Annotated in this window: 20 protein-coding genes, 3 pseudogenes and 1 riboswitch; of the genes and pseudogenes, 5 read left to right on the forward strand and 18 right to left on the reverse strand. The window is 41.7% G+C overall.

Annotated elements, in window-relative coordinates:
• Positions 1-4: 4 nt before the first annotated feature.
• The 7 genes from spoIIIAB to BK575_RS21990 all read right to left on the reverse strand — a co-directional run bounded on the left by spoIIIAB (position 5) and on the right by BK575_RS21990 (position 4,811).
• Positions 5-517 carry a stage III sporulation protein SpoIIIAB gene (gene spoIIIAB / locus BK575_RS21960; protein WP_078413727.1) on the reverse strand — a complete coding sequence of 171 codons (513 nt, stop codon included), beginning with the start codon at positions 515-517 and terminating at the stop codon, positions 5-7.
• Positions 514-1,449, reverse strand: a complete 936-nt coding sequence (spoIIIAA, locus tag BK575_RS21965) for a stage III sporulation protein AA (RefSeq protein WP_078413728.1) — start codon at positions 1,447-1,449, stop codon at positions 514-516. The genes spoIIIAB and spoIIIAA overlap by 4 nt, the downstream gene beginning before the upstream one ends.
• Before the next feature lie 92 nt (positions 1,450-1,541).
• Positions 1,542-1,823 carry a YqhV family protein gene (locus BK575_RS21970; protein WP_078413729.1) on the reverse strand — a complete coding sequence of 94 codons (282 nt, stop codon included), beginning with the start codon at positions 1,821-1,823 and terminating at the stop codon, positions 1,542-1,544.
• A gap of 223 nt (positions 1,824-2,046) precedes the next feature.
• Positions 2,047-2,604: an elongation factor P gene (gene efp, locus BK575_RS21975; protein WP_028394845.1), complete on the reverse strand. Its 558-nt coding sequence runs from the start codon at positions 2,602-2,604 to the stop codon at positions 2,047-2,049.
• Between the two features lie 20 nt (positions 2,605-2,624).
• Positions 2,625-3,686: a M24 family metallopeptidase gene (locus tag BK575_RS21980; RefSeq protein WP_078413730.1), complete on the reverse strand. Its 1,062-nt coding sequence runs from the start codon at positions 3,684-3,686 to the stop codon at positions 2,625-2,627.
• A gap of 1 nt (position 3,687) precedes the next feature.
• Positions 3,688-4,131, reverse strand: coding sequence for a type II 3-dehydroquinate dehydratase (aroQ, locus tag BK575_RS21985; RefSeq protein ID WP_078413731.1), 444 nt, complete (start codon positions 4,129-4,131; stop codon positions 3,688-3,690).
• A 170-nt stretch (positions 4,132-4,301) separates the two neighbouring features.
• On the reverse strand, positions 4,302-4,811 hold the full coding sequence (locus BK575_RS21990; protein WP_078413732.1) for a YqhR family membrane protein: 510 nt from the start codon (positions 4,809-4,811) through the stop codon (positions 4,302-4,304).
• A gap of 205 nt (positions 4,812-5,016) precedes the next feature.
• On the opposite strand from BK575_RS21990, the gene BK575_RS21995 reads away from it, so the two are divergent.
• Together BK575_RS21995 and BK575_RS22000 are read left to right on the forward strand one after the other, a co-directional pair.
• Positions 5,017-5,961, forward strand: a complete 945-nt coding sequence (locus tag BK575_RS21995) for a DUF1385 domain-containing protein (RefSeq protein ID WP_078413733.1) — start codon at positions 5,017-5,019, stop codon at positions 5,959-5,961.
• A 114-nt stretch (positions 5,962-6,075) separates the two neighbouring features.
• Complete coding sequence (locus BK575_RS22000; RefSeq protein WP_204524878.1) at positions 6,076-6,507, forward strand: SA1362 family protein; 432 nt, start codon at positions 6,076-6,078, stop codon at positions 6,505-6,507.
• A 327-nt stretch (positions 6,508-6,834) separates the two neighbouring features.
• Here BK575_RS22000 and BK575_RS22010 read toward each other — a convergent pair whose 3' ends face one another.
• The 8 genes and pseudogenes from BK575_RS22010 to BK575_RS22045 all read right to left on the reverse strand — a co-directional run bounded on the left by BK575_RS22010 (position 6,835) and on the right by BK575_RS22045 (position 15,049).
• The gene (locus BK575_RS22010; protein WP_078413735.1) at positions 6,835-7,719 is read right to left on the reverse strand and encodes a patatin-like phospholipase family protein; all 885 of its coding nucleotides are present in this window, start codon (positions 7,717-7,719) and stop codon (positions 6,835-6,837) included.
• Positions 7,720-7,922: 203 nt separating this feature from the next.
• Complete coding sequence (mntR, locus tag BK575_RS22015) at positions 7,923-8,363, reverse strand: transcriptional regulator MntR (RefSeq protein WP_028394853.1); 441 nt, start codon at positions 8,361-8,363, stop codon at positions 7,923-7,925.
• A 142-nt stretch (positions 8,364-8,505) separates the two neighbouring features.
• On the reverse strand, positions 8,506-9,531 hold the full coding sequence (gene splB, locus BK575_RS22020; RefSeq protein WP_078413736.1) for a spore photoproduct lyase: 1,026 nt from the start codon (positions 9,529-9,531) through the stop codon (positions 8,506-8,508).
• A 342-nt stretch (positions 9,532-9,873) separates the two neighbouring features.
• Positions 9,874-10,998 (reverse strand): annotated as a pseudogene (locus tag BK575_RS22025) (ribonucleoside-diphosphate reductase); the annotation flags it as partial.
• A 245-nt stretch (positions 10,999-11,243) separates the two neighbouring features.
• Positions 11,244-11,864, reverse strand: a pseudogene (locus BK575_RS22030) (vitamin B12-dependent ribonucleotide reductase); the annotation flags it as partial.
• 297 nt (positions 11,865-12,161) lie between these two features.
• Positions 12,162-12,944: an HNH endonuclease gene (locus BK575_RS22035; RefSeq protein WP_078413739.1), complete on the reverse strand. Its 783-nt coding sequence runs from the start codon at positions 12,942-12,944 to the stop codon at positions 12,162-12,164.
• Between the two features lie 73 nt (positions 12,945-13,017).
• Positions 13,018-13,836, reverse strand: a pseudogene (locus BK575_RS22040) (ribonucleotide reductase N-terminal alpha domain-containing protein); the annotation flags it as partial.
• Between the two features lie 376 nt (positions 13,837-14,212).
• Positions 14,213-15,049 carry a lipoate--protein ligase family protein gene (locus tag BK575_RS22045; protein WP_078414917.1) on the reverse strand — a complete coding sequence of 279 codons (837 nt, stop codon included), beginning with the start codon at positions 15,047-15,049 and terminating at the stop codon, positions 14,213-14,215.
• Between the two features lie 317 nt (positions 15,050-15,366).
• Between BK575_RS22045 and BK575_RS22050 the strand changes: the two genes are divergently transcribed.
• Entirely contained in the window at positions 15,367-15,741 is a 375-nt protein-coding gene (locus BK575_RS22050; protein ID WP_078413741.1) for a rhodanese-like domain-containing protein, read from the forward strand.
• 169 nt (positions 15,742-15,910) lie between these two features.
• On the opposite strand, the gene gcvPB is transcribed toward BK575_RS22050, so the two are convergent.
• From gcvPB to gcvT, 3 genes are read right to left on the reverse strand one after another with little or no spacing between them, the layout of a single operon-like run.
• Entirely contained in the window at positions 15,911-17,368 is a 1,458-nt protein-coding gene (gcvPB, locus tag BK575_RS22055; protein WP_078413742.1) for an aminomethyl-transferring glycine dehydrogenase subunit GcvPB, read from the reverse strand.
• The gene (gcvPA, locus tag BK575_RS22060) at positions 17,361-18,707 is read right to left on the reverse strand and encodes an aminomethyl-transferring glycine dehydrogenase subunit GcvPA (protein ID WP_078413743.1); all 1,347 of its coding nucleotides are present in this window, start codon (positions 18,705-18,707) and stop codon (positions 17,361-17,363) included. Before gcvPA ends, gcvPB begins: the two co-directional genes overlap by 8 nt.
• A gap of 28 nt (positions 18,708-18,735) precedes the next feature.
• Entirely contained in the window at positions 18,736-19,833 is a 1,098-nt protein-coding gene (gene gcvT, locus BK575_RS22065; RefSeq protein ID WP_078413744.1) for a glycine cleavage system aminomethyltransferase GcvT, read from the reverse strand.
• 167 nt (positions 19,834-20,000) lie between these two features.
• A riboswitch (glycine riboswitch) is annotated at positions 20,001-20,089 on the reverse strand.
• Positions 20,090-20,282: 193 nt separating this feature from the next.
• Here gcvT and BK575_RS22070 point away from each other — a divergent pair.
• Together BK575_RS22070 and BK575_RS22075 are read left to right on the forward strand one after the other, a co-directional pair.
• The gene (locus BK575_RS22070; protein ID WP_078413745.1) at positions 20,283-21,959 is read left to right on the forward strand and encodes a DEAD/DEAH box helicase; all 1,677 of its coding nucleotides are present in this window, start codon (positions 20,283-20,285) and stop codon (positions 21,957-21,959) included.
• Positions 21,946-22,758, forward strand: coding sequence for a YqhG family protein (locus BK575_RS22075; RefSeq protein ID WP_078413746.1), 813 nt, complete (start codon positions 21,946-21,948; stop codon positions 22,756-22,758). Before BK575_RS22070 ends, BK575_RS22075 begins: the two co-directional genes overlap by 14 nt.
• Positions 22,759-22,763: the final 5 nt, after the last annotated feature.

The following is a 22,763-nucleotide window of genomic DNA, read 5'->3' on the forward strand; positions in this document are numbered from 1 at the left end:
TAAGCTACATCAGTAAAATGACGAGTAATAGTCCTGTTAAGAAACCAAGACTTTTAACCATTTTTTCATATTGCGCCTGTCTTTCCACTGCATCTTTCTCCTCTCTTTCCAAATGGGAAAGAGCCAATAAAATGTGTTTTTGCTGAGAATAGCGGTCATGTTGGCCAAGCGTTTCCCCAAATTGCTTCAACACTTCCATTTCACCCTGTCTCAAAGACGTATGACTCCAAACCTCTTCCAAACTGTTCTCCCACGCATATTTGACACCGGCTTCTTCCGATTCCAGTCTTGATGCAAACCGCTCAAACAAAAGAGACAACGGTTTAGGCAGCTGGGCTGCCAGCAGTAAAGCAATCTCTCTCAGTGGACGGTGGCTGTACATAATCTCTGCCTCGAGCGACTGCAAGGCGGTCTTTAACTGTCTTAGCTGTCTTGGACGGTCGCTCAGCTGCTTCGCCATTTCGAACCCAGCCCATGTCGAAGCCGCTAAAATGAAGATGGCTCCAAACAACTTCATATCGCTTCCTCCTTGGCGTTTTTCCTTTGCAGCATGGGATGCAGATTTCCATTATAGATTTGGCGTATCGTTCCAGGTCCTCTTTCATTTGAAAGAACCACAAACCGCTCAAAACTCTCCGTGTCCAGCAATGTCTTTAAAGACGGTCGCTTACGTAAATCGTCTATGCTATAACCATGAACAGTCATGATAAGACCCACACCCGCATGAATGGCTTCTAAAACGGCATCACAATCCTCTTGACGGCCGATTTCATCAACAATAAGAACGTCTGGGCTCATGGAGCGAATCATCATCATCATCCCTTCCGCTTTAGGACATGCGTCCAATACATCCAGCCGCGGACCAAATGTATGCTGTGGCACCCCTTTGACACATCCGGCAATTTCCGATCGTTCATCCACTATTCCCACTTTAATGGAGGAGATATTTTTCTGTTCCATCCCCGTGCTCATCAAACGAGCTATATCCCGGATCATCGTTGTTTTCCCCGTTTGCGGCGGCCCAAGGATAATGGAATTGAGCCATTTCCCTTCATAAAGATATGGAACAATCGGAATGGCAATTCCCATTTTTTCTTTTGCTACACGAATATTAAAAGATGTGACATCCCGTATGACTTTGACAGATCCATTGTCTGTAACGACCTTTCCCGCCAAACCAACTCGATGCCCTCCCTCAATGGTGACATAGCCTTTTTTCAATTCTTCTTCAATCATATAAATGGAAAATTGACTCAACTTGTTCAATATAAATTTGGCGTCTTCTGCCGATGGTAAATACGGACAGAACTGGGCTTTTCCCTTTACGATAAATTCAAGAGGACGTCCGACGCGAATGCGAATTTCCTCCAACCCTCTCGTCTCATCCCTTATGAACGGAGAAGAAAGATCAACAATACTTTTAGGAAGCATATATAAAATTTCGTTCATCATTAATCCCCTCGCCCTTTATCATTATTCTCAATGTATGCAGGCTTGACCGCTTTATGACTATGAGTTGTCTTACAAGTCTCGGCTCCCCATTATTTCAAAACACCAATCAAAATAAGAATGACTCCTGTAATGATGAGCACGAATTTCCCGATGGATAACTGGCCGGCAATGGATACAAGGCCTAAGGAAAAGGACGCCATCATCACAAGCGGTCCAATTACCGCCAAAGCTCCGTTAATAAGTAAAGCTTTTTTTACATCATTGTTTACTAAAATCAAAATGGCGGCCGTCAATTCAATAAAGGAAGAAACAAACCGCAAAATGGCCATCGTTAAAACAGTTGAGTCAATATAATGCAACCAGCGCTTCATAAGTTCCTCCGATCCGTGATGAATTCCTTTAATATATCCTAGTACAAGCCTATGCCGCTCATTCGAATTTATGAAAATCCACCTCATAAAAAAACTCCGGTGCGATAAAAGTCACCGGAGGCTTTTTACGTTATTTAACTTTTTCATTCGTCCTAAAGAAGCAAAATGCGGCATGGATACCCTTTTTATCCATGCCGCTGCATTCATGCGTATTTAATAAACATTACGCACGTGATACGTAAGAACCGTCTGTTGTATTAACAATTAATACATCGCCTTCGTTGACGAAGAATGGAACTTGGACACTTAATCCAGTTTCCACGATAGCCGGCTTTGAACCGCCGGAAGCCGTATCACCCTTAATACCAGGCTCTGTTTCTACAACCTTTAATTCAACCGTATTCGGAAGCTCGATACCGATTGTCTCGCTTTGATACATCATAATTGAAACTTCCATATTTTCTTTTAAGAATTTCAATTCGTATTCAATAGCTGTTGCCGGCAGCTCGATTTGTTCATAACTTTCGGTATCCATGAATACGTGTTGGTCGCCATTTGCATATAGATACTGCATTTTACGGTTATCGATTTGAGCTTTCGCTACTTTTTCACCGCCGCGGAATGTTTTCTCTTGAATAGCGCCTGTACGCAAGTTACGTAATTTAGAACGTACGAACGCGGCACCTTTACCCGGCTTTACGTGTTGGAAATCCAATACGCGCCAAATGCCTCCGTCTACTTCAATTGTTAAACCTGTACGAAAATCGTTTACTGAAATCATTCAATAAATCCTCCTACATCTTATAAGATAATCAACTCTTTTGTTGAGTGAGTTAATGATTCGTTACCTTCTAACGTAACGACTGTATCATCTTCAATTCTGACACCGCCAACGTTTGCTATGTAGATTCCCGGCTCTACGGTTACGACCATGCCCGGCTGTAATAGCGTGTCAGATCTCACCGATAAAGCAGGGCCTTCGTGCACTTCCATACCGAGTCCATGTCCAGTGGAATGGCCAAAATATTCGCCATACCCCTTTTCGCTAATATAATCACGAGTGAGCGCGTCAGCCTCTTTTCCGGTCATCCCTGCTTTAATACCGTTCATCCCCCGAAGCTGCGCTTGCAGAACGACATCATAGATCGTTTTTAATTGATCACTTACATCGCCCACTGCAACAGTTCGTGTAATATCTGAACAGTATCCTTTATAGTATGCACCAAAATCGAGTGTAACAAGTTCACCTTTTTCAATGGTCTTTTGTGTGGCTACTCCATGCGGCAAAGCTGAGCGATAGCCTGAGGCTACAATAATGTCAAATGATGAAGATACGGCTCCTTGCTTGCGCATAAAAAACTCAAGTTCATTTGATACGTCAAGTTCTGTCACACCCGGTCGTATAAAGGTTAAAATATGTTCAAACGCTGCATCTGCAATTTTTGCCGCTTCCTTTAATATCTTAATCTCTGAATCCGTCTTTATCAAGCGTAACTTTTCAACAATATCTGAAACGGGAACGAGTTGAGCTTGAATACTCTTTTTGTATGAAGCAAACTCAGCAAATGTGACATGCTGCTGCTCGAACCCAAGGTTCTTAATCCCAAGCCGTTCTATTTGTTTAGCTATCTCTTCTATAATTAGCCCTTTATGCTGAATAATTTCGAATTCCTTTATTTGCTCGTTGGCTTGCTCCACGTAACGAAAATCTGTGATAAAGACCGCTTTTTCAGCTGAAACAACCGCAATGCCTGCCGTTCCTGTGAAATTCGTGATATACCTGCGGTTATAACCGCTTGTAATCAACATTCCATCGATGCCATTTTTGGCAAAAGACTCTCGCAGCCCCGTTAATTTTCCCATATTATTTCTCTCCTTTTTTCTCATTTATTAAAGCAAAAAAGGCCAATTCATATCCATATAAACCTAAGCCAACAATTTGACCTTTTGTCACCGGTGCAGTAACCGAGTGGTGACGAAACTCCTCCCTTGCATGGACATTCGATATATGTACTTCAATGACAGGAATGGAAATGCTCGCAATAGCATCCCGAATCGCATAACTATAGTGGGTAAATGCCCCCGGGTTCAAAATGATTCCTTCATATAAAGTGTCAGCTTGATGGATGCGGTCAATAATGGCTCCTTCATGATTGGACTGAAAACAGTCGATTTCTACTCCATGCCCCCTCCCCAACTCTTGCATTCGATGCTCGAGATCCGCCAGCGTTTGCATTCCATATATCCCTGGTTCCCGAACCCCTAATCGATTTAAATTTGGACCGTTGACGACTAATATCTTTTTCATAAGACTTCCCCTTTCTCCCATTTCAGTGAACGTTATGAACTTAAACAAATTTATTGAATATCAACCAGCTTTAGAAACGATACTCAATTTTCTTATCCGCCGATCTTTCAATGCGGTTTCATATACTTACCATATTAACAAAAAAAAAGGCCAACTCAAAGAGTGACCCTTTACTCTTCATTAGCCCCTTCTGTTTGAGAGGCCGTCTCCAGTTCAGCCGCTTCAAAAGAAATAGAATAACCAACAAAGACACCGTACAAGATGTATAAGCATAATGTAGTAATAACCGTATTCATTTCAAGCTCTTTCACGGTTTTCAAGTTAGGAAATACAGGATTTAGCAAATAAAACACGATGGCCCATAGAGCTACCCCATATATCATTCCAACAAATATACTTTTAAACCGTTTTAAAGCAGCAAAATAAATAAGTGCAACAACAATCGATATAACGCCAATTAACAAAATACTAATAAAATTTCCGAGCGTTTTATCTTTCCACGCACCGAGCGTCCACGGCTGTAAAATCAAATTCGGGCTAATTTCTGTCAAGTTAACAATCGATGCCAAATAAGCAATAAAACTCCACAATATTCCTCCTGCCAATCCGATGACAACCACTTTGGCAAGGAATGACGCAGACTGATTCTCGTTTTTTCTACTTTTCTTTGATTGTGCCATAACCACTCACCTCTAGCCATAGTATGAACTATAACCTTGATTTCTATTTGTGCTTTTCCTTCAAAGTAATTTTTTTATATATAATGGATTTATATGGAATTTTTCTGGCTACAATATATAACATGCATCGACCTAGAGGTTTATTTCGATTTGCTGTAGAATATACAATAATAAGTTAATTCGTTTAGTTAGGTTGGTGTCACACATGTCTAAAATTTCAAAACCGGTATACGGTGGTCAAGCTGTGATGGAAGGTGTAATGTTCGGCGGAAAGCACACATGCGTTACGGCGATTCGGCGAAAAGATCAATCCATCGATTTTTTCCATTCTCCTCGCAAGCCCAATAAGGTGTTGACCGTTCTTAAAAAATTTCCTTTTTTAAGAGGAATTGCAGCCATTATTGAAGCGAGCGCTAACGGGTCCAGACATTTAAATTTTTCATCCGAAAGGTTTGATTTAGACCCGAATGAAGACTATCGTTTACAAGAAAAAAAAGAATCGAAGCTGACGCTGATCCTCGGTATTGCCACAATCGGAGTCATTTCATTTTTATTCGGCAAAGTGCTGTTTACCCTTCTTCCCGTTTTTCTGGCAGCATTGACAAGGCCCGTTTTTTCATCGGACTTATCGCAAATTCTTGTAGAAGGGTTATTTAAACTTTTGTTGTTACTTGGTTATATTTTTGCTATTTCACAAACACCGTTAATCAAAAGGGTGTTTCAATATCACGGTGCAGAACATAAAGTGATTAATGCCTATGAAGCGGATAAAGAACTGACAATTGAAAACGTTCAATCAATGTCAAGGCTTCATTACCGCTGCGGCAGCAGTTTCATTTTATTCACAGTGGTCGTTGGAATGTTTGTCTATTTGTTGGTACCGACAGATCCTCTATGGGTTCGCGTCGTCAACCGCCTTGCTTTAATTCCAGTTGTACTCGGTATCTCATTTGAAGTATTGCAGTTTACCAATAAATTGCGTGATGTACCAGTACTTCGGTATTTAGGCTATCCAGGTCTTTGGCTTCAGCTTCTCACAACAAAGGAGCCGACCAATGAACAAGTAGAAGTAGCCATTGCTTCATTTAACGAACTCTTACATGCAGAAGAAAAATATAAAGCTTCTGCTGACGAAGATAAAGTAGTTTAATACATCGGTCTGTTCAGCCGTTTTCCTTCATGTTATTTACTTTCCATTTCTTATGAAGCCGGCACATGATCAAACGATGTAGCGTTGTTTGTCTGAACATATCAGGAGGTGAACATGATGAGACGTCCCTTAATCAAAACTTTATTATACGGTGTTATTACATTAGGAGTGGTTGGCTTTCTTTATGAACTCATCAATAAACCAACGAGCCTATTGCGTACGATCGGCTTTACGGTGCTGTTCCTTGTGATCTTCTATGTCTTTTTTAACTATATCCTTCGCCCTGGCCAAAGCGGCCAGCAGAGCAAAGAATATATTCGTGCCGTTAAACAATCGAAGTCTCGATTAAGGGAACGAACGCAAAAGCAAGCCGATGTTCGCAGTTTGAAAAAGAGCAAACGCCCTAATAAACTTCAAACGATGAAAAAACGCAAAGAAACCCAATTAACCGTTATTGAAGGAAAAAAAGGAAAGAAAAAAATCGGGCCTTTTTCTAGGAAACGCGGAACGAGCCAAGTTCCAGCTAAGAGCGCTCACGTCCTGTGAGCAACGCTGTAACCTTCGCCATCCATGGCTCTCTCCCATAGGAAATTGGAGCTTCTGACAAGGAACCGCTTTTTGGTTCCGCAGGAAGAAGCGAAATTGCCATAGGGGCTGGCTCGTGGAGCTGGACAATAAGAAAAGCGAAGGAGACTGTTCAATCTTGAGAGATGTTGGAACTTTTGACCGGGAAACCGCTTTTTGGTTTCATGGCCAAAAGTGAAATAGCTGAAAGATTAGGAGCCGCAGCTGGACAATGAAGAAAAGTGGAACGAACCATCTCAAAAAAAGCTGACGAAAACAGATGAAATAACTCTGTTTTCGTCAGCTTTTTTAATAGCACCATTTCTTGAAAAATTTGTACGTTTCCTCTTTCCCTAATCGGATTAGTTCCAATTTCGTTTCATCGGACAACTGGAATTCTGTTAATACCACTTGCTTGACCGGCAGGAAAATGATGTTTTTCTCATGGCGCTTGGAAATATGTCTTGCATCATGCGCATCTTTCATCGTTTCGAATAAAGCCCCGAATAAATCAATGGCGTTTTTAATTTCATTTTTCTCTTGTTCTTCTTCCTTTGGACTCAATTTGACTCCCAGTACAGGCCGTACCTTAGGCCTCGTTTCATGATCAAATAACCAAATCGGAAAGTTGCTCAATACACCGCCATCTACAACTACAATGGTTTCACCCAGACTTTTTAATTTAACCGGCTCGAAGAAATAAGGAAGACTGCAGCTCATGCGCACCGCTTTCGCTACAGAAAACCGCTCTGGAGAAATTCCGTAATTAGGTAAATCATCAGGCAGCACGAGAATTTTGCCGTTCGTTAGATCAGATGCGACAATTCGTAAAGAATGAGGCGGCAAATCGGCAAATGTATAGATTCCCCTGTCTTTCAGTTTCACTTCCACCCACTTTTCCAGCTTTTCTCCCTTATAAAGGCCTAGACGCCAATACAAACAGAGCCATTTTGTTAAGCCAGCAGGAAGAATAGTGCGCCTTTCATCCAATAAATGTTCAAGCTCCAGCTCATTCATCATCTCAAATATGTCACGGCTCGTATACCCTGCCATAATAAAAGCCGAAATAATAGCGCCCGCACTCGTCCCGGCTAGGCGGCGAAATACAAAGCCTTTTTCTTCGATTGCCTGCAAAGCTCCAATAAGCGCAAACCCTTTAATCCCTCCACCAGAAAACACACCGTCTATGTACACATGTGTTCCTCCTTCGGTAACCACTCCTTTTACATTAGTAATCGAAGAACACGTGGATTATGCAATAAAAATTATGTATAATGGCCCACTAAAACAACAGAGGGGATACCCCATTAATAAAAAAACAAAAAAGACCAACTCCTATCAAGTTAGTCTTCAAAAACGTGAAACTTCTTTATAATATGATGAGTGAAACCCATTTCTTACGACGAAGAAGATGTCTGTTCCTCTTCATTTCGTTTTTGCACAGCCCGAAGAGCCTCGAGGCTATTTGGATTTTCTTCAAAATATTGAACTAAATCACCGATGCGGTCAATGGAGTTCCAGCTCAAATGATGCTCGATCCCCTCTACATCCCCGTAAATATTGCTTTCATCAACACCAATGATCCGTAAAAACTGTTCTAGCAGCTCATGACGATATACTAGACGTTTGCCAATTTTCTTCCCTTTTGATGTTAAGACTAAGCCGCGATACTTTTCATAAATTAAATATTCATCTTTATCAAGCTTTTGCACCATTTTCGTTACTGAGGAGGGATGAACCGCCAACGCTTCTGCGATATCAGATACACGTGCATACCCTTTATCTTCAATCAGCATATAAATTTGTTCAATATAATCTTCCATACTTGGCGTAGGCATGGCATCTCCTCCAATAATTCTCTATATTTCTACTTTTTCATTCATTTATTAAATCAATTTCCAATGATTTGTATTTTTCACAAAAGACAATCAATGAAATTTTACTATAGAACCTTAAAAATAACAAGTTTGACGCTTCTTTCTACGTAAAATATTGAATCTCGGCTTCAGGAAAGAACTGATGAATATACTGCCTCATGGTCGTTTCAAGATCTTGAGCTTCCTCTGTCGGATAGACATATTTCCCGATTCCGTATCGGCCCCATTTGTATTTCCGCTTTTCTTCATCCATTTCTAATTTTGTTTTAGGATAATGCTTTTCAATCACCTTTTTAGCAGGTTTTGTGAAGCGGTGCTGAATAAGCTCAAACGTCAAGTCCTGTAAGTTTACACCTTGCAATGCGTTTGATAATCGCTCAAACAATTCGAAATAGCCTTCCTGCCAATCATCATGCATGTAAATCGGAGCGACAATAAATCCTAATGGATAGCCGGCATTAGCCACTTTTCTGGCTGCTTCCAGCCGTTCGTCAAACGAAGATGTTCCCGGTTCAAAGTTTTTAATGACATAGCGCGAATTTACACTGAAGCGAAAACGCGTTTTTCCGTTATGATTGGCATCCAGCAAATGATCGACAAAATGATATTTCGTGACAAAACGAAGGCGTCCATGCTCTGTTTGCCCAATAAACTCGATGGCTTTTTTCAAAGAATGGGTTAAATGATCAAGGCCCACGATATCGGATGTACAGGCCGCTTCAAATCGTGTGATTTCCGGCGCCCGCTCATCCATGTACTTTTGTGCTTGGTCAAAAATTTCTTCTAAGTTAACGTATGTGCGGATGTATGGTTTGCTTCCGAGTGTCGTTTGTAAATAGCAATAATGGCAGTGCCCCATACACCCTGTTGCAAGTGGAATCGCATATTCAGCAGACGGCTTGGACGTATCAAATTTCAGCGTCTTTCTCACACCTACTACTAATGTTGATTTAGCGACACGATACTTTTGAAGATCCGTTTCACCTGGCAGTCCTCTTACCTGATTATGTGAAGTGGTTTCTCGTATTTCAATATTCATTTTTTCAAATTTCTCTTTCAGCTCACGTCCAAGTGGATATTCAAGTGCACGCGGTTCAATATATACAAGCTGCGGGACAAAAGGTTTCATCCGTTCGCTCACCTCTTTTCAATCGAAATCCATGTTCTTATGTAGTATGAGCGAAAAGTTAGACAATGCATCCCCTGCAAATTTTGTATATATAAATCCACATAAATCATTTAGCATGGGCAAAGAGCGCCCATGCTAAATGATTTATGCATAAGCGGCTGCCAAGCGACATTAAGGGCTCTTGTCAGCCGCTTATAGGAGAACCCTTGTGAGCTTACTCGGGATGGAAGAACAGAAAGGCCTACATAGAAGAAAGTCCGATAGAAAAGCTTAAAAAATTAATTTGGATTTATATAATATGAAAAGCTGTCGGTAATACCCCGACAGCTTTTTTATGACTCCTTATAGACCGCACTTTAACTGTGCACCGCAGTTCGTGCACGTATTGCAGCCGCCGATTTCTTTTACTTTTCCTTGACGGCAAACAGGGCACGTATTTCCTACTTCCGAACCGATTGTCACATCAGTCGAACGCAAGTCGCTGATGGTTTCCACTAAAACGACATGCGGCTTTTCATGTTTTGTTTCGGTTGCTTCCACTTCATCGTCAAACGTGTTTTCTTCCGCTTTTAACGTTAATACTTGGGCATCACGGCTTCCGTCCACATAAACCGTTCCTCCTTTTGCACCGCCTTTGTAAAGACGCTCATACACTTTTTCCACTTGCTCGACCGTGTATCCTCTTGGTGCATTCACCGTTTTACTGATGGAGCTGTCGATCCAGCGCTGGATGACACATTGTACATCCGCATGTGCTTCAGGCGCCAAATCCATCGCCGAGATGAACCAGTTTGGCAAGTTATTCGGATCTGCCTCTGGATGCTGATCTAAATATTCTTGAACGATATCCGCTTTTACTTCAATGAACTTACCTAAACGTCCGCTTCGGAAATAAGAGAACGAGAAGTAAGGTTCAAGTCCTGTTGATACACCAACCATTGTTCCTGTACTGCCCGTAGGAGCAACAGTCAGTAAATGCGAGTTGCGAATACCATACTCTTTAATGTCTTCACGAACATCTTCAGGCATTTTCTTCATGTAGCCTGTATTCGTGAATGCTTCGCGCAAGCGAGCCGTTTCTTCTTCTGTTTCACCAACTAAGAACGGGAAGCTTCCCTTTTCTTTTGCCAGTTCAACAGAAGCGCGGTAAGCAGTTGTTGCGATTGTTTCGAACACTTCGTCAATCAGCTTGTTGCCTTCCTCTGAACCGTACTCTGTTTCACAGTAGATAAGAAGATCGTGCAAGCCCATGACACCAAGGCCGACACGGCGTTCACCCAGCGCTTGTTTTTTATTTTCTTCCAAGAAGTAAGGAGTTGCATCAATAACATTGTCTTGCATGCGTACGCCTACTTCTACTGTTTGCTTTAACTTTTCAAAGTTAACCGTTTTGTTTTCCTTATCGGCCATTTCCGCTAAGTTTACCGCTGCAAGGTTACATACGGAGAATGGTGCGAGAGGCTGTTCCAGTTTTGTTATCGTAAAGGCTTTTTATCCTCTACTTCTATCCCTTCTTGTTCGGCATAGTTCAGCATATCTTTTCACCATTAGGTGTTGCGGCCTCGTGGGAGAATTATATTCTGCTAAGACAGGTTCATCTCCTATGCGTTGCCCCTGACTAAAGCTTTACCTTTAGCCTTCGGTTCGGATTCCCATCACAGGGTTCCCGCTTCATTCCGCAATTTTTAACGTGAGGCAAACTAAGCTACTCTACCACACGGATTTGTCGCAACGACTTGCTGACCGTACGCTTTTGCGTTCGTCATCTCGTTTGCGTTATCAATGAAGAAAATCCCAGGCTCTGCTGAATATGTGGCACAAATGTTGATCAGGTTCCAAAGCTCTTTCGCTTTCATTGTGCGGTACGTACGAATGCGATAGCCAAGTTTTTCCCATTCGCGTACGTCGCCGACTTCATGCCATTTTTCGTTGTATGCCTTCATTTCTTCTTCGTTGTATGTTTCGACAGCCGGGAAGCGAAGCTCATAATCTGCATCGTTTTCAACAGCTTCCATGAAATCCTTCGTCAAGCAAACGGAAATGTTCGCACCCGTTAAAAACTCAGGGTTATGCACGCTGTATGTGCCGCCTGTTCTTAATTTTTCTTCCGCATCTTTGAAAATTTTATCGTTAAATCCACCTTGGCCAGGAATGTTCTTATAATTTACGATTCCTTGGTACATCGCTTTTTCCTGCTCTGTCAGCGGTGTAAATTTCAGCTTATCCTGTGCTGCTTTTTTAATTCGCTCGTCATTTGTATTTTCAAGCAAGAATCGTAAAATTCTTGGGTTTTGCATTTTAGAAATGATGAATTCAATGATGTCTGGATGCCACATGAAATACCGTCCTTTTCAGGATACTTTAACTCTGCTTTCAAGCAGACGGATTAGACTATATCATCACCCTCAGCTTTACCTGTTAGAGGCCGGGCGCTTCGAGAAAGAATATCTTTCCCTACTCTACTCCCTGTGCTTTACACACGGTTTCGATAGTCTTTGAACCTTCACCTGTACGGTGCTTGGCTGCAGATTGTCCAATGCAATTGATTTTTAAAGCATTCACGCTCACCGTTTCCAGTCACGTTGTAGCTCAATTGCCTCTAAGGATTTCCCTGCAATTCACCCGATTTTCTAGTCACTCATTGTCTGAATGACGCGGACTAGCATCTCAATAAATTGTTCCTCTTTACCGTAAGTTTTTTCATGGCATTTTCTACATAAGGTAATTCCATTAGAAATATCAAATTGTTTTTCCGGGTACAATTTTTTCGGGAAGATATGATGTGCCGCGATATCTCTACTTTGCGAATAACAACCAGGCATTTTACATCTATAGCCATCTCTCTTATAAACCTTTAGGCGCCAATGTTTATATTCGGCGGAATCAGTAATATCTTCTGTTTCAACTCGATTCTCTTCTAAGTATTTTCTGAAACAGTACTGATTACAGTAATTAGTCTCCGATCTTTTATAAGCAGAGAATACCCGCTCAATCTTCTCTCCACAATATTGGCACTTAGTTAAAATACGCTTCTTTATACGAGTAGACTTGATTTTTTCTATAGATTCCGGTGTATGCTTCGTTCCCCTTCTAGGGGCCCCTTTATCTATTTCCTTATGGCCTCGAAGACTCCACCCAAAATATAGAATGCGGTCTAGAATGGTTGTATAGCTAACACCTAACTCACTAGCAATTACAGTATAGCCCTTCTTCTTCACTATATACTGTTCGTATAACCATTCTTTATTATCGTAAAGTTGATTTCCCAACAACAACGGCTTCTTCCTTATACCATGCCTTCTTAAAGCACTTTTAACTTGAGATTTCGTTGTACCTAGATTTTTGGCAATTTGATTAACAGACAAACCTTCAACTATATATTGTTTATATAGATATGCATTTGTTAACTTCACGGCCAACACCCCTACAGGAACGTTTGTTCTTATAGGTATAATAACACAAAAAGGAACTATTTGGAATGAATTAATCCGCCAACATAATCATTTGTGCGCCTCTGCGCGACCCACCCTGCTCAACAAGGTGTGTTAATTTCGCAATATCATCGAGCCATGAAACGGATCCTGATGATTTGCCGTTCACTCCGCGTGCTAATGTGTTGCGTGGGCGAAGCGTGGAACCGTTCGTTCCGACACCGCCGCCTCGGCTCATGATTTCCATCACTTGCTTGCGGTGTTCTGAAATGCCTTCGCGTGAGTCCTGGACAAACGGCATTACGTAACAGTTGAAATATGTAACATCCGTGTCCGCTCCGGCTCCGTACAATACACGTCCAGCCGGTACAAAGTTTAAATCGACTAACTCTTTATAAAATTTCTCAAACCATTCCTGGCGTTTTTCTTCTGTCGTTTCAACGGATGCAAGCCCTGTTGCATTACGTTTGGCAATTTGTTCATAGTACACTTCAAGAGGCTTTTCAATCACGTCTAATGAACGTGTAATGAGCCCTGTTGACGTTTCCTGTTCATTCGATAAAGCCCCTCGGAACTCGTCTTCGATCAGCACTGTTGCCGTTTTGTTTTCCCAATTTATTTTTTGAATAAAACCAAGACCTCTTGCCGGGAACTTCGGATCTTCTTTTACCGTTAAAACAACGAAGTCTCCTTCAGATAGTGTCAGTTTCTCGGTGTCCTTAAAGGAATAACGATCCAACATCACAAGTCGTGATACACCTTTATGTGTTTTGTTCATATCCGGTGTAATCGGATGGACTTGCGGAAATAACTGAATGTCTTTATTCAGCTTTTCTACGTCGATGTTTGTTGATTTATTTAACGCAACAGTCATTCTTACAACTCCCCTAAATTCAACATTTTGTCTCTGCCTTTTTTCCAAATTATAGAAAATAGACAGAGACATGCAATATAAATAAAGTACCATAGCTACCAGCTAAATTCAATATATAGTATCTCAATTATTCCAATAATACTACATATTGTCTTTGTCAAGCGAAATATTTTATTTTCCCCATAAAAAAAAGATTGACACACCGAACCTTTAGAGAGTCTTGATTTCCGGCACGCCCTTCATCATATCATTTGCCTTTCCATATTAAAACTACCTTTAAATGGTTGATCCTATCCAACTCCATAAATCTATCTATAGTTTTTTCATGCTAAAAGGGTGAGCTGGAAGCTTTACTTCTTCCTGTCCACCCTCTTCTCTATCTTTTGAAATTCCACTCATCTGAAGCATATTTTGTTTTTGCCAGCTGCTGGACGTATCGTTCTTCTTCCTCCGTCAATGTATAAGGTTCAAGTTCGATATCCAGTCCTATTTCAAACCCTTTTTGGAAAGCCTCTTTTGATTCCTCAAGCTCAATGGTTCGATTGGCAATCGCATTGATGGCCACCGCTTTTTCACGAAAAGCCCGCTGCATTCGTTCTTTAACACGATCGCTCGGGTATTTGAATACACTGAAAAGCTTGTCCTCGTCCAAATCAAGCAAGATGGAGCCATGCTGTAAAATGACCCCTTTTTGACGCGTTTGGGCACTGCCGGCAATTTTACGTCCTTCTACGACCAGTTCATACCACGACGGTGCATCAAAACAAACAGAAGAACGAGGATTTTTCAAGCTGTTTTTCTCTTCTTCGGTTTTCGGAACGGCAAAGTAGGCATCAAGCCCCAATAACTTAAATCCTTCCAATAACCCTTGTGAAATGACCCGATACGCTTCCGTTACGGTTTTCGGCATATCAGCATGGTCTTCTGAAACAATGACACTGTATGTAAGCTCATGTTCATGGAGGACACCGCGGCCTCCTGTTGGACGTCTTACAAATCCGAGCCCATGCTTTTTAACCATATCAAAGTCAATTTCTTTTTCCGCTTTTTGAAAGTAGCCGATTGACAATGTGGCAGGATTCCAGCCATAAAAACGGATCGTCGGCGGGATTTTCCCTTCACTGTGCCATTCTAGCAGCACCTCATCAAGTGCCATATTATAATACGGGTCACGATTTCCAGAATCAATAAATCTCCATTTTTCTTTCATTATCTTCATTCCCACCCATTATTGTTAAATTGCGGCTGACTCAAAAGCATAAAAATATGCTTTTGAGTCAGCCGCCTGAAAATGAACTGTTAGTAAAAAGCTGACAAAACCGAATATAAGTTGACAGTTCATTTTCAGTTTAAAAAGCAGGATCATTTTTCTTTTTTAAACTCACTGATAGACCAGCTCTGTTTGATCCAACTAACTATTCAATAGTCTACCAAAAGTTCTATCGAAGGAAAAGAATTACGGCTTTACTTCTATTTTCATTCACTTATATAATAGGCTTATGTGATTTAGATGAAGAAAGGGCGATTGTAATGACATTAGCATTAATCATACTAGGAGCTTTCATCGTGTACTCCGTTGGGATGTATTTTTATCAGCGCAAAATTTTAAAAACATTGACGGAAGAAGAATTCCGTGCCGGATACCGCAAAGCACAAATTATTGACATCCGTGAACCAAATGAATATGAAGGCGGTCACATTTTAGGAGCCCGTAACATTCCATTAACTCAGTTTCGCATGAGAATGGGCGAAATGCGTAAAGATCAGCCCGTTTATCTGTACGACCAAAACGGTGTTCGTACAGGCCGTGCCGCTCAAATCCTCCGCAAAAACGGCTATCAGGAACTTTATCAATTAAAGGGCGGCTTTAAGCAATGGTCTGGTAAAATCAAATCAAAGAAATAAGGTAGCACGCCTAATAAAAAGCGGCGAGGATATCCTCGCCGCTTTTCTTTATGGTCCAGCTACGGCTCCTAGCTCGTTGTGGAAAAGATGATTGCCCCTATAAGGCAAAAAACGCCTTATAGGTCAATCCCTGTTTCCTTCACGAGCTGAACAGGCGCCTCCGCTTTTCTTAAACCTGATAACGCAAGATCGGCTTTCTTGCTGCAGTTGTTTCATCGAGGCGCTTTACAACCGTTGTGTGTGGAGCTTCCTGGACAATTTCCGGATTTTCTTCCGCTTCTTTGGCAATTTGGATCATTGCCTCGATGAATGCATCAAGCGTCTCCTTCGATTCTGTTTCTGTAGGCTCGATCATGATACACTCCTCGACGTTAAGCGGGAAATAAATTGTTGGCGGATGATAACCAAAGTCTAATAAGCGTTTGGCAATATCAAGCGTGCGAACACCAAGTTTTTTCTGGCGTCTGCCGGATAAAACAAACTCGTGCTTACAATGACGGTCGAACGGCAGGTCATAATATTCTGCCAAGCGGCGCATCATATAGTTGGCATTTAATACAGCATTTTCAGTAACCGCTTTTAACCCGTCAGGCCCCATTGAGCGGATATACGTATAAGCGCGTACATTAATGCCAAAGTTCCCGTAAAACGGCTTTACACGCCCGATGGATTGCGGACGGTCGTACTCAAATCGGAAACCTTCTTCTGTTTTAAGTAATACCGGCTTCGGTAAGAACGGCATTAAATCCGCCTTCACTCCTACAGGACCTGATCCCGGGCCGCCCCCGCCGTGAGGGCCTGTAAAGGTTTTATGAAGATTTAAATGAACGACATCAAATCCCATATCGCCGGGACGCGCCTGACTTAACACCGCGTTTAAATTCGCTCCGTCATAATAAAGCTTACCGCCCGCTTCATGAACGATTTGTGCCATTTCTAAAATATTTTCTTCAAATAGTCCGAGCGTGTTCGGGTTCGTTAGCATTAAAGCCGCTGTGTCGCTTCCTACAACACGGCGTAAATCATCCAAATCGACTAACCCTTGTTCATTCGATTTCACCGTCACCGTCTCAAGACCTGCAACCGTAGCCGATGCAGGGTTTGTACCATGGGCGGAATCCGGTACAATGACTTTTGTACGATGAACGTCGCCGTTCGCTTCATGATAAGCGCGAATCATCATAAGCCCCGTCCATTCACCATGTGCTCCTGCTGCCGGCTGTAATGTTACCTCGTCCATGCCGGTGATTTCTTTTAAATGCTCCTGCAAATCATACATGAGTTCCATTGCACCTTGTACAGTAGATTCCTGCTGAAGCGGATGTACATGGGCAAAACCAGCCATGCGCGCCGTTTGTTCATTGATTTTTGGATTATATTTCATCGTACAAGATCCAAGCGGATAGAAACCGGAATCCACGCCGTGATTTCGTCTTGATAGAGCGGTATAATGGCGCATAATATCCAATTCCGACACTTCCGGCAAGTCCGGCTCTTCTGTACGGATGTAGTCAGAAGGAATGAATTCTTCGACATTCGTTTCAGGCACATCTAGAGCAGGTAATGAATAGCCGATGCGTCCTTCTTTACTTAGTTCAAAAATGAGCGATTGGTTATCTTTATGCATGGAAATCCCCCAATTCCTTCACAAGTTGATCAATCTCTTGTTTTGTACGAAGCTCTGTTACAGCAATCAGCATATGATTTTCCAGCTCTGGGTAATCCCGCCCTAAATCATAACCTCCGATAATTCCTTTAGAAATCAAATAGTCATTGATTTCTGTCACCGAATGGTTAAAAACGACAACCATTTCGTTGAAGAACGGACCGGTAAAGACAAGAGAAAAGCCTTTCTCCTGTAATGCTTTCATTGCATAACGTGCTTTATGAATATTTTGTAATGCCATCTCTTTTACGCCTTTTTTGCCGAGCGCCGTCATGGCAACAGAAGCAGCCAGTGCGTTTAACGCCTGATTCGAGCAAATGTTGGACGTAGCTTTATCACGGCGAATATGCTGTTCACGCGCTTGCAGCGTCAATACAAACCCGCGTTTCCCGTCCTCATCCGTCGTTTGACCGACAAGGCGTCCTGGAATTTTTCTCATTAGTTTCGCCGTTGTGGCAAAATAACCGCAGTGCGGACCGCCAAACTGTGTCGGAATACCGAATGGCTGTGCGTCACCCACGACAATATCAGCTCCGAAGCTTCCTGGAGGAGTTAATGCACCTAATGCCAACGGATTGCTCGATACGACAAACATCGTTTTTCCTTGATGGGCAATTTGTTCGATTTCCTTTAACGGCTCAATTTGGCCGAAGAAATTCGGATATTGAACAAGGACACACGCTACATCACTATCCATATGAGCTGATAAAGCGTCTAAATCTGTCACACCTTCTTTAGCCGGGATTTCAATAACTTCCAGGTATTGGCCTTTTGCATACGTTTTTAAAACATCGCGAGATTCCGGATGAACTGCTGCTGACACTAAAATCTTTTTGTTTTTCGTTTGTCCCGCGCTCAACATAGCCGCTTCCGCCAATGCCGTCCCACCATCATACATGGACGAATTGGCAACATCCATTCCCGTCAGTTCGCAAATCATCGTTTGAAATTCAAAAATCGCCTGCAATTCACCTTGGGAAATTTCAGGCTGGTATGGTGTATAGGCCGTATAAAATTCCGAACGGGAAATCACATGATCAACAATGATCGGCATGTAATGGTCATACACACCTGCTCCCAAAAAAGAAGAATGTTCTTTTACATTGGCATTTTTCGCCGATAACTTGCTTAACTCTTTTACAAGTTCAGACTCTGAAGCTGCCTCTTTAATATTATATGTCCCCTGGAAACGCACGCTTTCCGGAATATCCGCAAACAATTCATCGACAGAACTGACACCAATTGTTTGAAGCATTTCTTTTTTGTCTTGATCTGTCATTGGCAAATATCGATGCAACATACCTATAGTTCCTCCTTTAGATGTCTCCTTATTTTGAACGCTTATAAAATGGTGTGGCTGCCACTCTTGCCTTTAAGCGTTTTTGCCTAATTTGGACTTCCACTTCTGTTCCAAGGCTGGAAAATTCGGATTTTAGCAATGCCACTCCCACATTTTTTTTGAGAGTCGGAGACTGTGTTCCCGTCGTCACTTCCCCAATCTTTTCTTCTCCAACAAATACCTCATATCCATGGCGCGGAATTCCCTTATCGATCATTTCAAGTCCGACAAGTTTGCGCGGAGCTCCATTTTCTTTTTGTTCCTTTAATACTTCTTTTCCGATAAAATCAACTTTATTCGTTTTGACTGCAAATCCAATCCCCGCTTCAATTGGCGTAATATCTTTAGACAGCTCCTGACCGTATAATGGCAAGTTCGCTTCAAATCTTAGCGTATCGCGAGCACCAAGACCGCAAGGAAGAACTCCCTCTTCTTTTCCCGCCTCTAATATAGCCAACCATAATGCGGATGCATCATCTTTCCCACAATAAAGTTCAAATCCGTCTTCACCTGTATAACCGGTTCGGGAAACTAATGCCTTCACACCATGTAACTTCACATCATCTTTAAAATGGAAAAACTTAATCTTTGACAAATCTTCTGTTGTAAGCTTTTGCAGAACTTTTTGCGCAAGCGGGCCTTGAAGGGCGAGCAGAGCAATATCATCCGATACATTCGTTAATGCCACATCGCCGCTTAGGTGCTGCTGAAGCCACTCGACATCTTTTGGAATATTGGCTGCGTTGACAACAAGCAAGTATTCGTCATCTTTCTTTTTGTAGATAAGCAAATCATCCACTGTTCCACCATTTTCATAACACATAGCTGTATATTGGGCCTTGCCGTCTGTTAATGCAGAAACATCATTTGTCATCACTTTTTGAAGAAACGCCAGGCTGTCAGATCCCTTGACTGTTATTTCCCCCATATGTGATACATCAAAAAGGCCTGCTTTCGTGCGGACTGCTTCATGTTCTTCTTTAATGGATGAAAATTGAACAGGCAGCTCCCATCCTCCAAAATCGATAAGCTTTGCACCCGATTGTTTATATGTCTCATAAAGCGGTGTTCTATTTAGATTTGCCATTTGATGTTCCCCCTTTAATCTTTTTAACGCCAGCACAAAAAGGACAGACGACTCCCTTTTATGCATTAGGAAGTCTCTGTCCTTTCACCTGAAAGTTTTACCCGTTGTGTGTCATCTCATAGGTTTGCCTCGTGGGTGGCTCACATTGTAAGCACTCTCCAGAGTTGCGTCAAATAAGAGTCTTTTTGCCTGAGAGATTCGTTCTTCACTTGCTCCTTCGGCGCCGCATTTAAGCAGTCTCTCCTCTTATTCTCATTCGCCCATATAAAATTGTCATTTGTTGGTCATACTAGGTGGAAACTACGTTTACCTTTTTAAAATCTTAAAATAAAAATAAGTTGATAAAATCCAAATCAATTGTTTATTTCAAAGTTTCTGAATTACATTTACATCCTATCATTAATCTTGACAAAAATTCAACAAAAAATTGATGAAAGGGGTGTTTTACCATGGATGTAGACATTTTATTCGATGATGAATGGACACATTCTTTTCTAGCAAGAACAGAAGAAGATGGGCCATGGTCCGATTGGGAAACATACAAGCTTGCCTATCACATCCAAAACCAAACGACGATTCCCGATTTCAAAGGGCTTCAGGCTCCGAAACACTTAGCTGACTTAGTTCCATTGCCACACCAACTGGAAGCAGCCAAACAAGTAGTAGAAGAAATGAATGGAAAAGCGATTCTCGCCGACGAAGTAGGGCTGGGCAAAACCATCGAGGCAGGATTGATTTTAAAAGAATACATGATTCGCGGCCTCGTCAAAAAAGCATTGATTCTCGTCCCAGCTTCCCTCGTCTCCCAATGGACGATGGAGCTAAACCAAAAATTTTATATCCCAGCGGTAGCACAGCGAAAATCTTATGTGTGGGAACAATGCGATATTGTCGTATCATCTATCGATACAGCAAAACGCCCTCCCCATCGCGATATCGTCTTTCAGCAAGATTATGACTTAGTGATTATTGATGAAGCTCATAAGCTCAAAAACAATAAAACCAAAAACTATGAATTCGTTCAGCAGCTCAAAAAGAAATTTTGTTTATTATTGACGGCCACACCGATTCAAAACCGGCTGGAAGAAATCTTTAATCTCGTTTCGCTGTTAAAGCCGGGTCACCTTGGAAATCAGGCTTTATTCGATGATTTGTTCTCAAAGAAAAAACGAGATGTGCAAAATGATGCACATTTGCATGAACTCGTCAGCAAAGTGATGATTCGCAACCGAAGAGCCGATACGGGTATCGAGTGGACGAAGCGAATCATTCACACGGTTCCTGTTGAATTTTCAGAAGAAGAGCGGCAATTATATGAAAAAATCACGTCTCATAAAGGCGACTTCTTCATTAATAGCGCCTTTTCTGTTTTAACGCTTCAACGGGAGGCTTGCAGCAGCCGTGAAGCCGTATATATGACTTTAAAAAATATGCTGAAACGGGAATCAGAAGAGTATCACCCTCCACATCAGCTTATTGAAGAACTAACGGAAATAATTGGAAATATATCACGAAATGCCAAGGCAGAAAAAGCACTCGAATTAATTCAGCAAGTGAATGATAAAGTAATTATCTTTACCGAATATCGTGCGACCCAGCTTTATTTGCAATGGTATTTAAAGCAGCACGGCATTTCCTCTGTTCCGTTCCGCGGAGGATTTAAACGAGGTAAAAAAGACTGGATGAAACAATTATTTCAACAAAACGCTCAAGTATTAATCGCGACAGAAGCCGGCGGCGAGGGCATCAACTTACAATTTTGCCATCATATCATCAATTTCGATTTGCCATGGAATCCGATGAAGCTGGAACAGCGCATTGGGCGAATTCATCGCCTTGGTCAGCAGCACGATGTTCACATTTACAATTTTTCTGTTTCCAATACGATTGAAGATCATATTTTGAAACTTCTTTATGAAAAAATCAATTTGTTCGAACGAGTCATCGGTGAACTGGATGATATTTTAACCCGATTGGAAATCAAAAATTTCGAAGAACATGTTCAAGATATTTTCCTCCAATCCAAAAGTGAGGGGGAAATGAAAATTAAGATGGATAATTTAACATCCATCATTCAATTTGCAGAACAATTCGATGAAGGAGACCAACGGCATGCAGCAACATGAGATTCATTCATTTTTAAAACGTTATTTTACAGCCCACCATTGCGATATTGTAGAAGAGACACCTTTTTATTTGACAGTCCAGTTGACCATCGACATGGATAAAGAATTGATGAACCGCCCTTTTTATTGGCATTACCTTGAAAAGACAGGCGGTGTTCCAAATCCGGCACAGCTGACGTTTATTACGGACACCTCTTTCGACGATACAACGATTCGCGGAGAAAAAATTCATTTCGGCTCTCCGCGTTTGCACCAAATTTTTTCTTCTACCCAAAAACTCGGGGCATTCATTCGGCTTTACGAGAGTGTTCATCAAGTCCAACCCTCTCATATGCCGCTGCATCCGTGGGTTGGAATGAACGTGAAAATATCATATCAATGCAATTTAAAAAAGGATATCGTTTTATCACTGGGTCTCCATCTTATTACCGGCTCCATTTCCATTTCTTTCCAGGAACAGCTCGAGCAATATAACTTGTCGGCTAAAATCCCGGATTATTGTTTCACATTGTCACCATTAATTAAACCGAAAAGCGGCATAAATCGGCTGCAGCAGTTTATTCAAGGTGAAATTGAACAAGATAATCATGACTGGGCAGCCTACTCAAGACAAAAGTGGCAGGAAGATTTGTCACTTCTCAATCATTTTTACGAAGAGATAGATGAGAAACCTGAATGTTATGAAGTGGAAAAACAAGCGTTACAGGAACTTTACGAACCAAAAATTACGGTCCAGACCATTAATGGAGGGTTATTTTATTTAACGGAACAGACGAGCAAACAACTCATTTCCGCTTAATCCAG

Origin of the sequence: Priestia abyssalis, from assembly GCF_002019595.1 — a bacterium.
GTDB lineage: Bacteria > Bacillota > Bacilli > Bacillales > Bacillaceae_H > Bacillus_BA > Bacillus_BA abyssalis.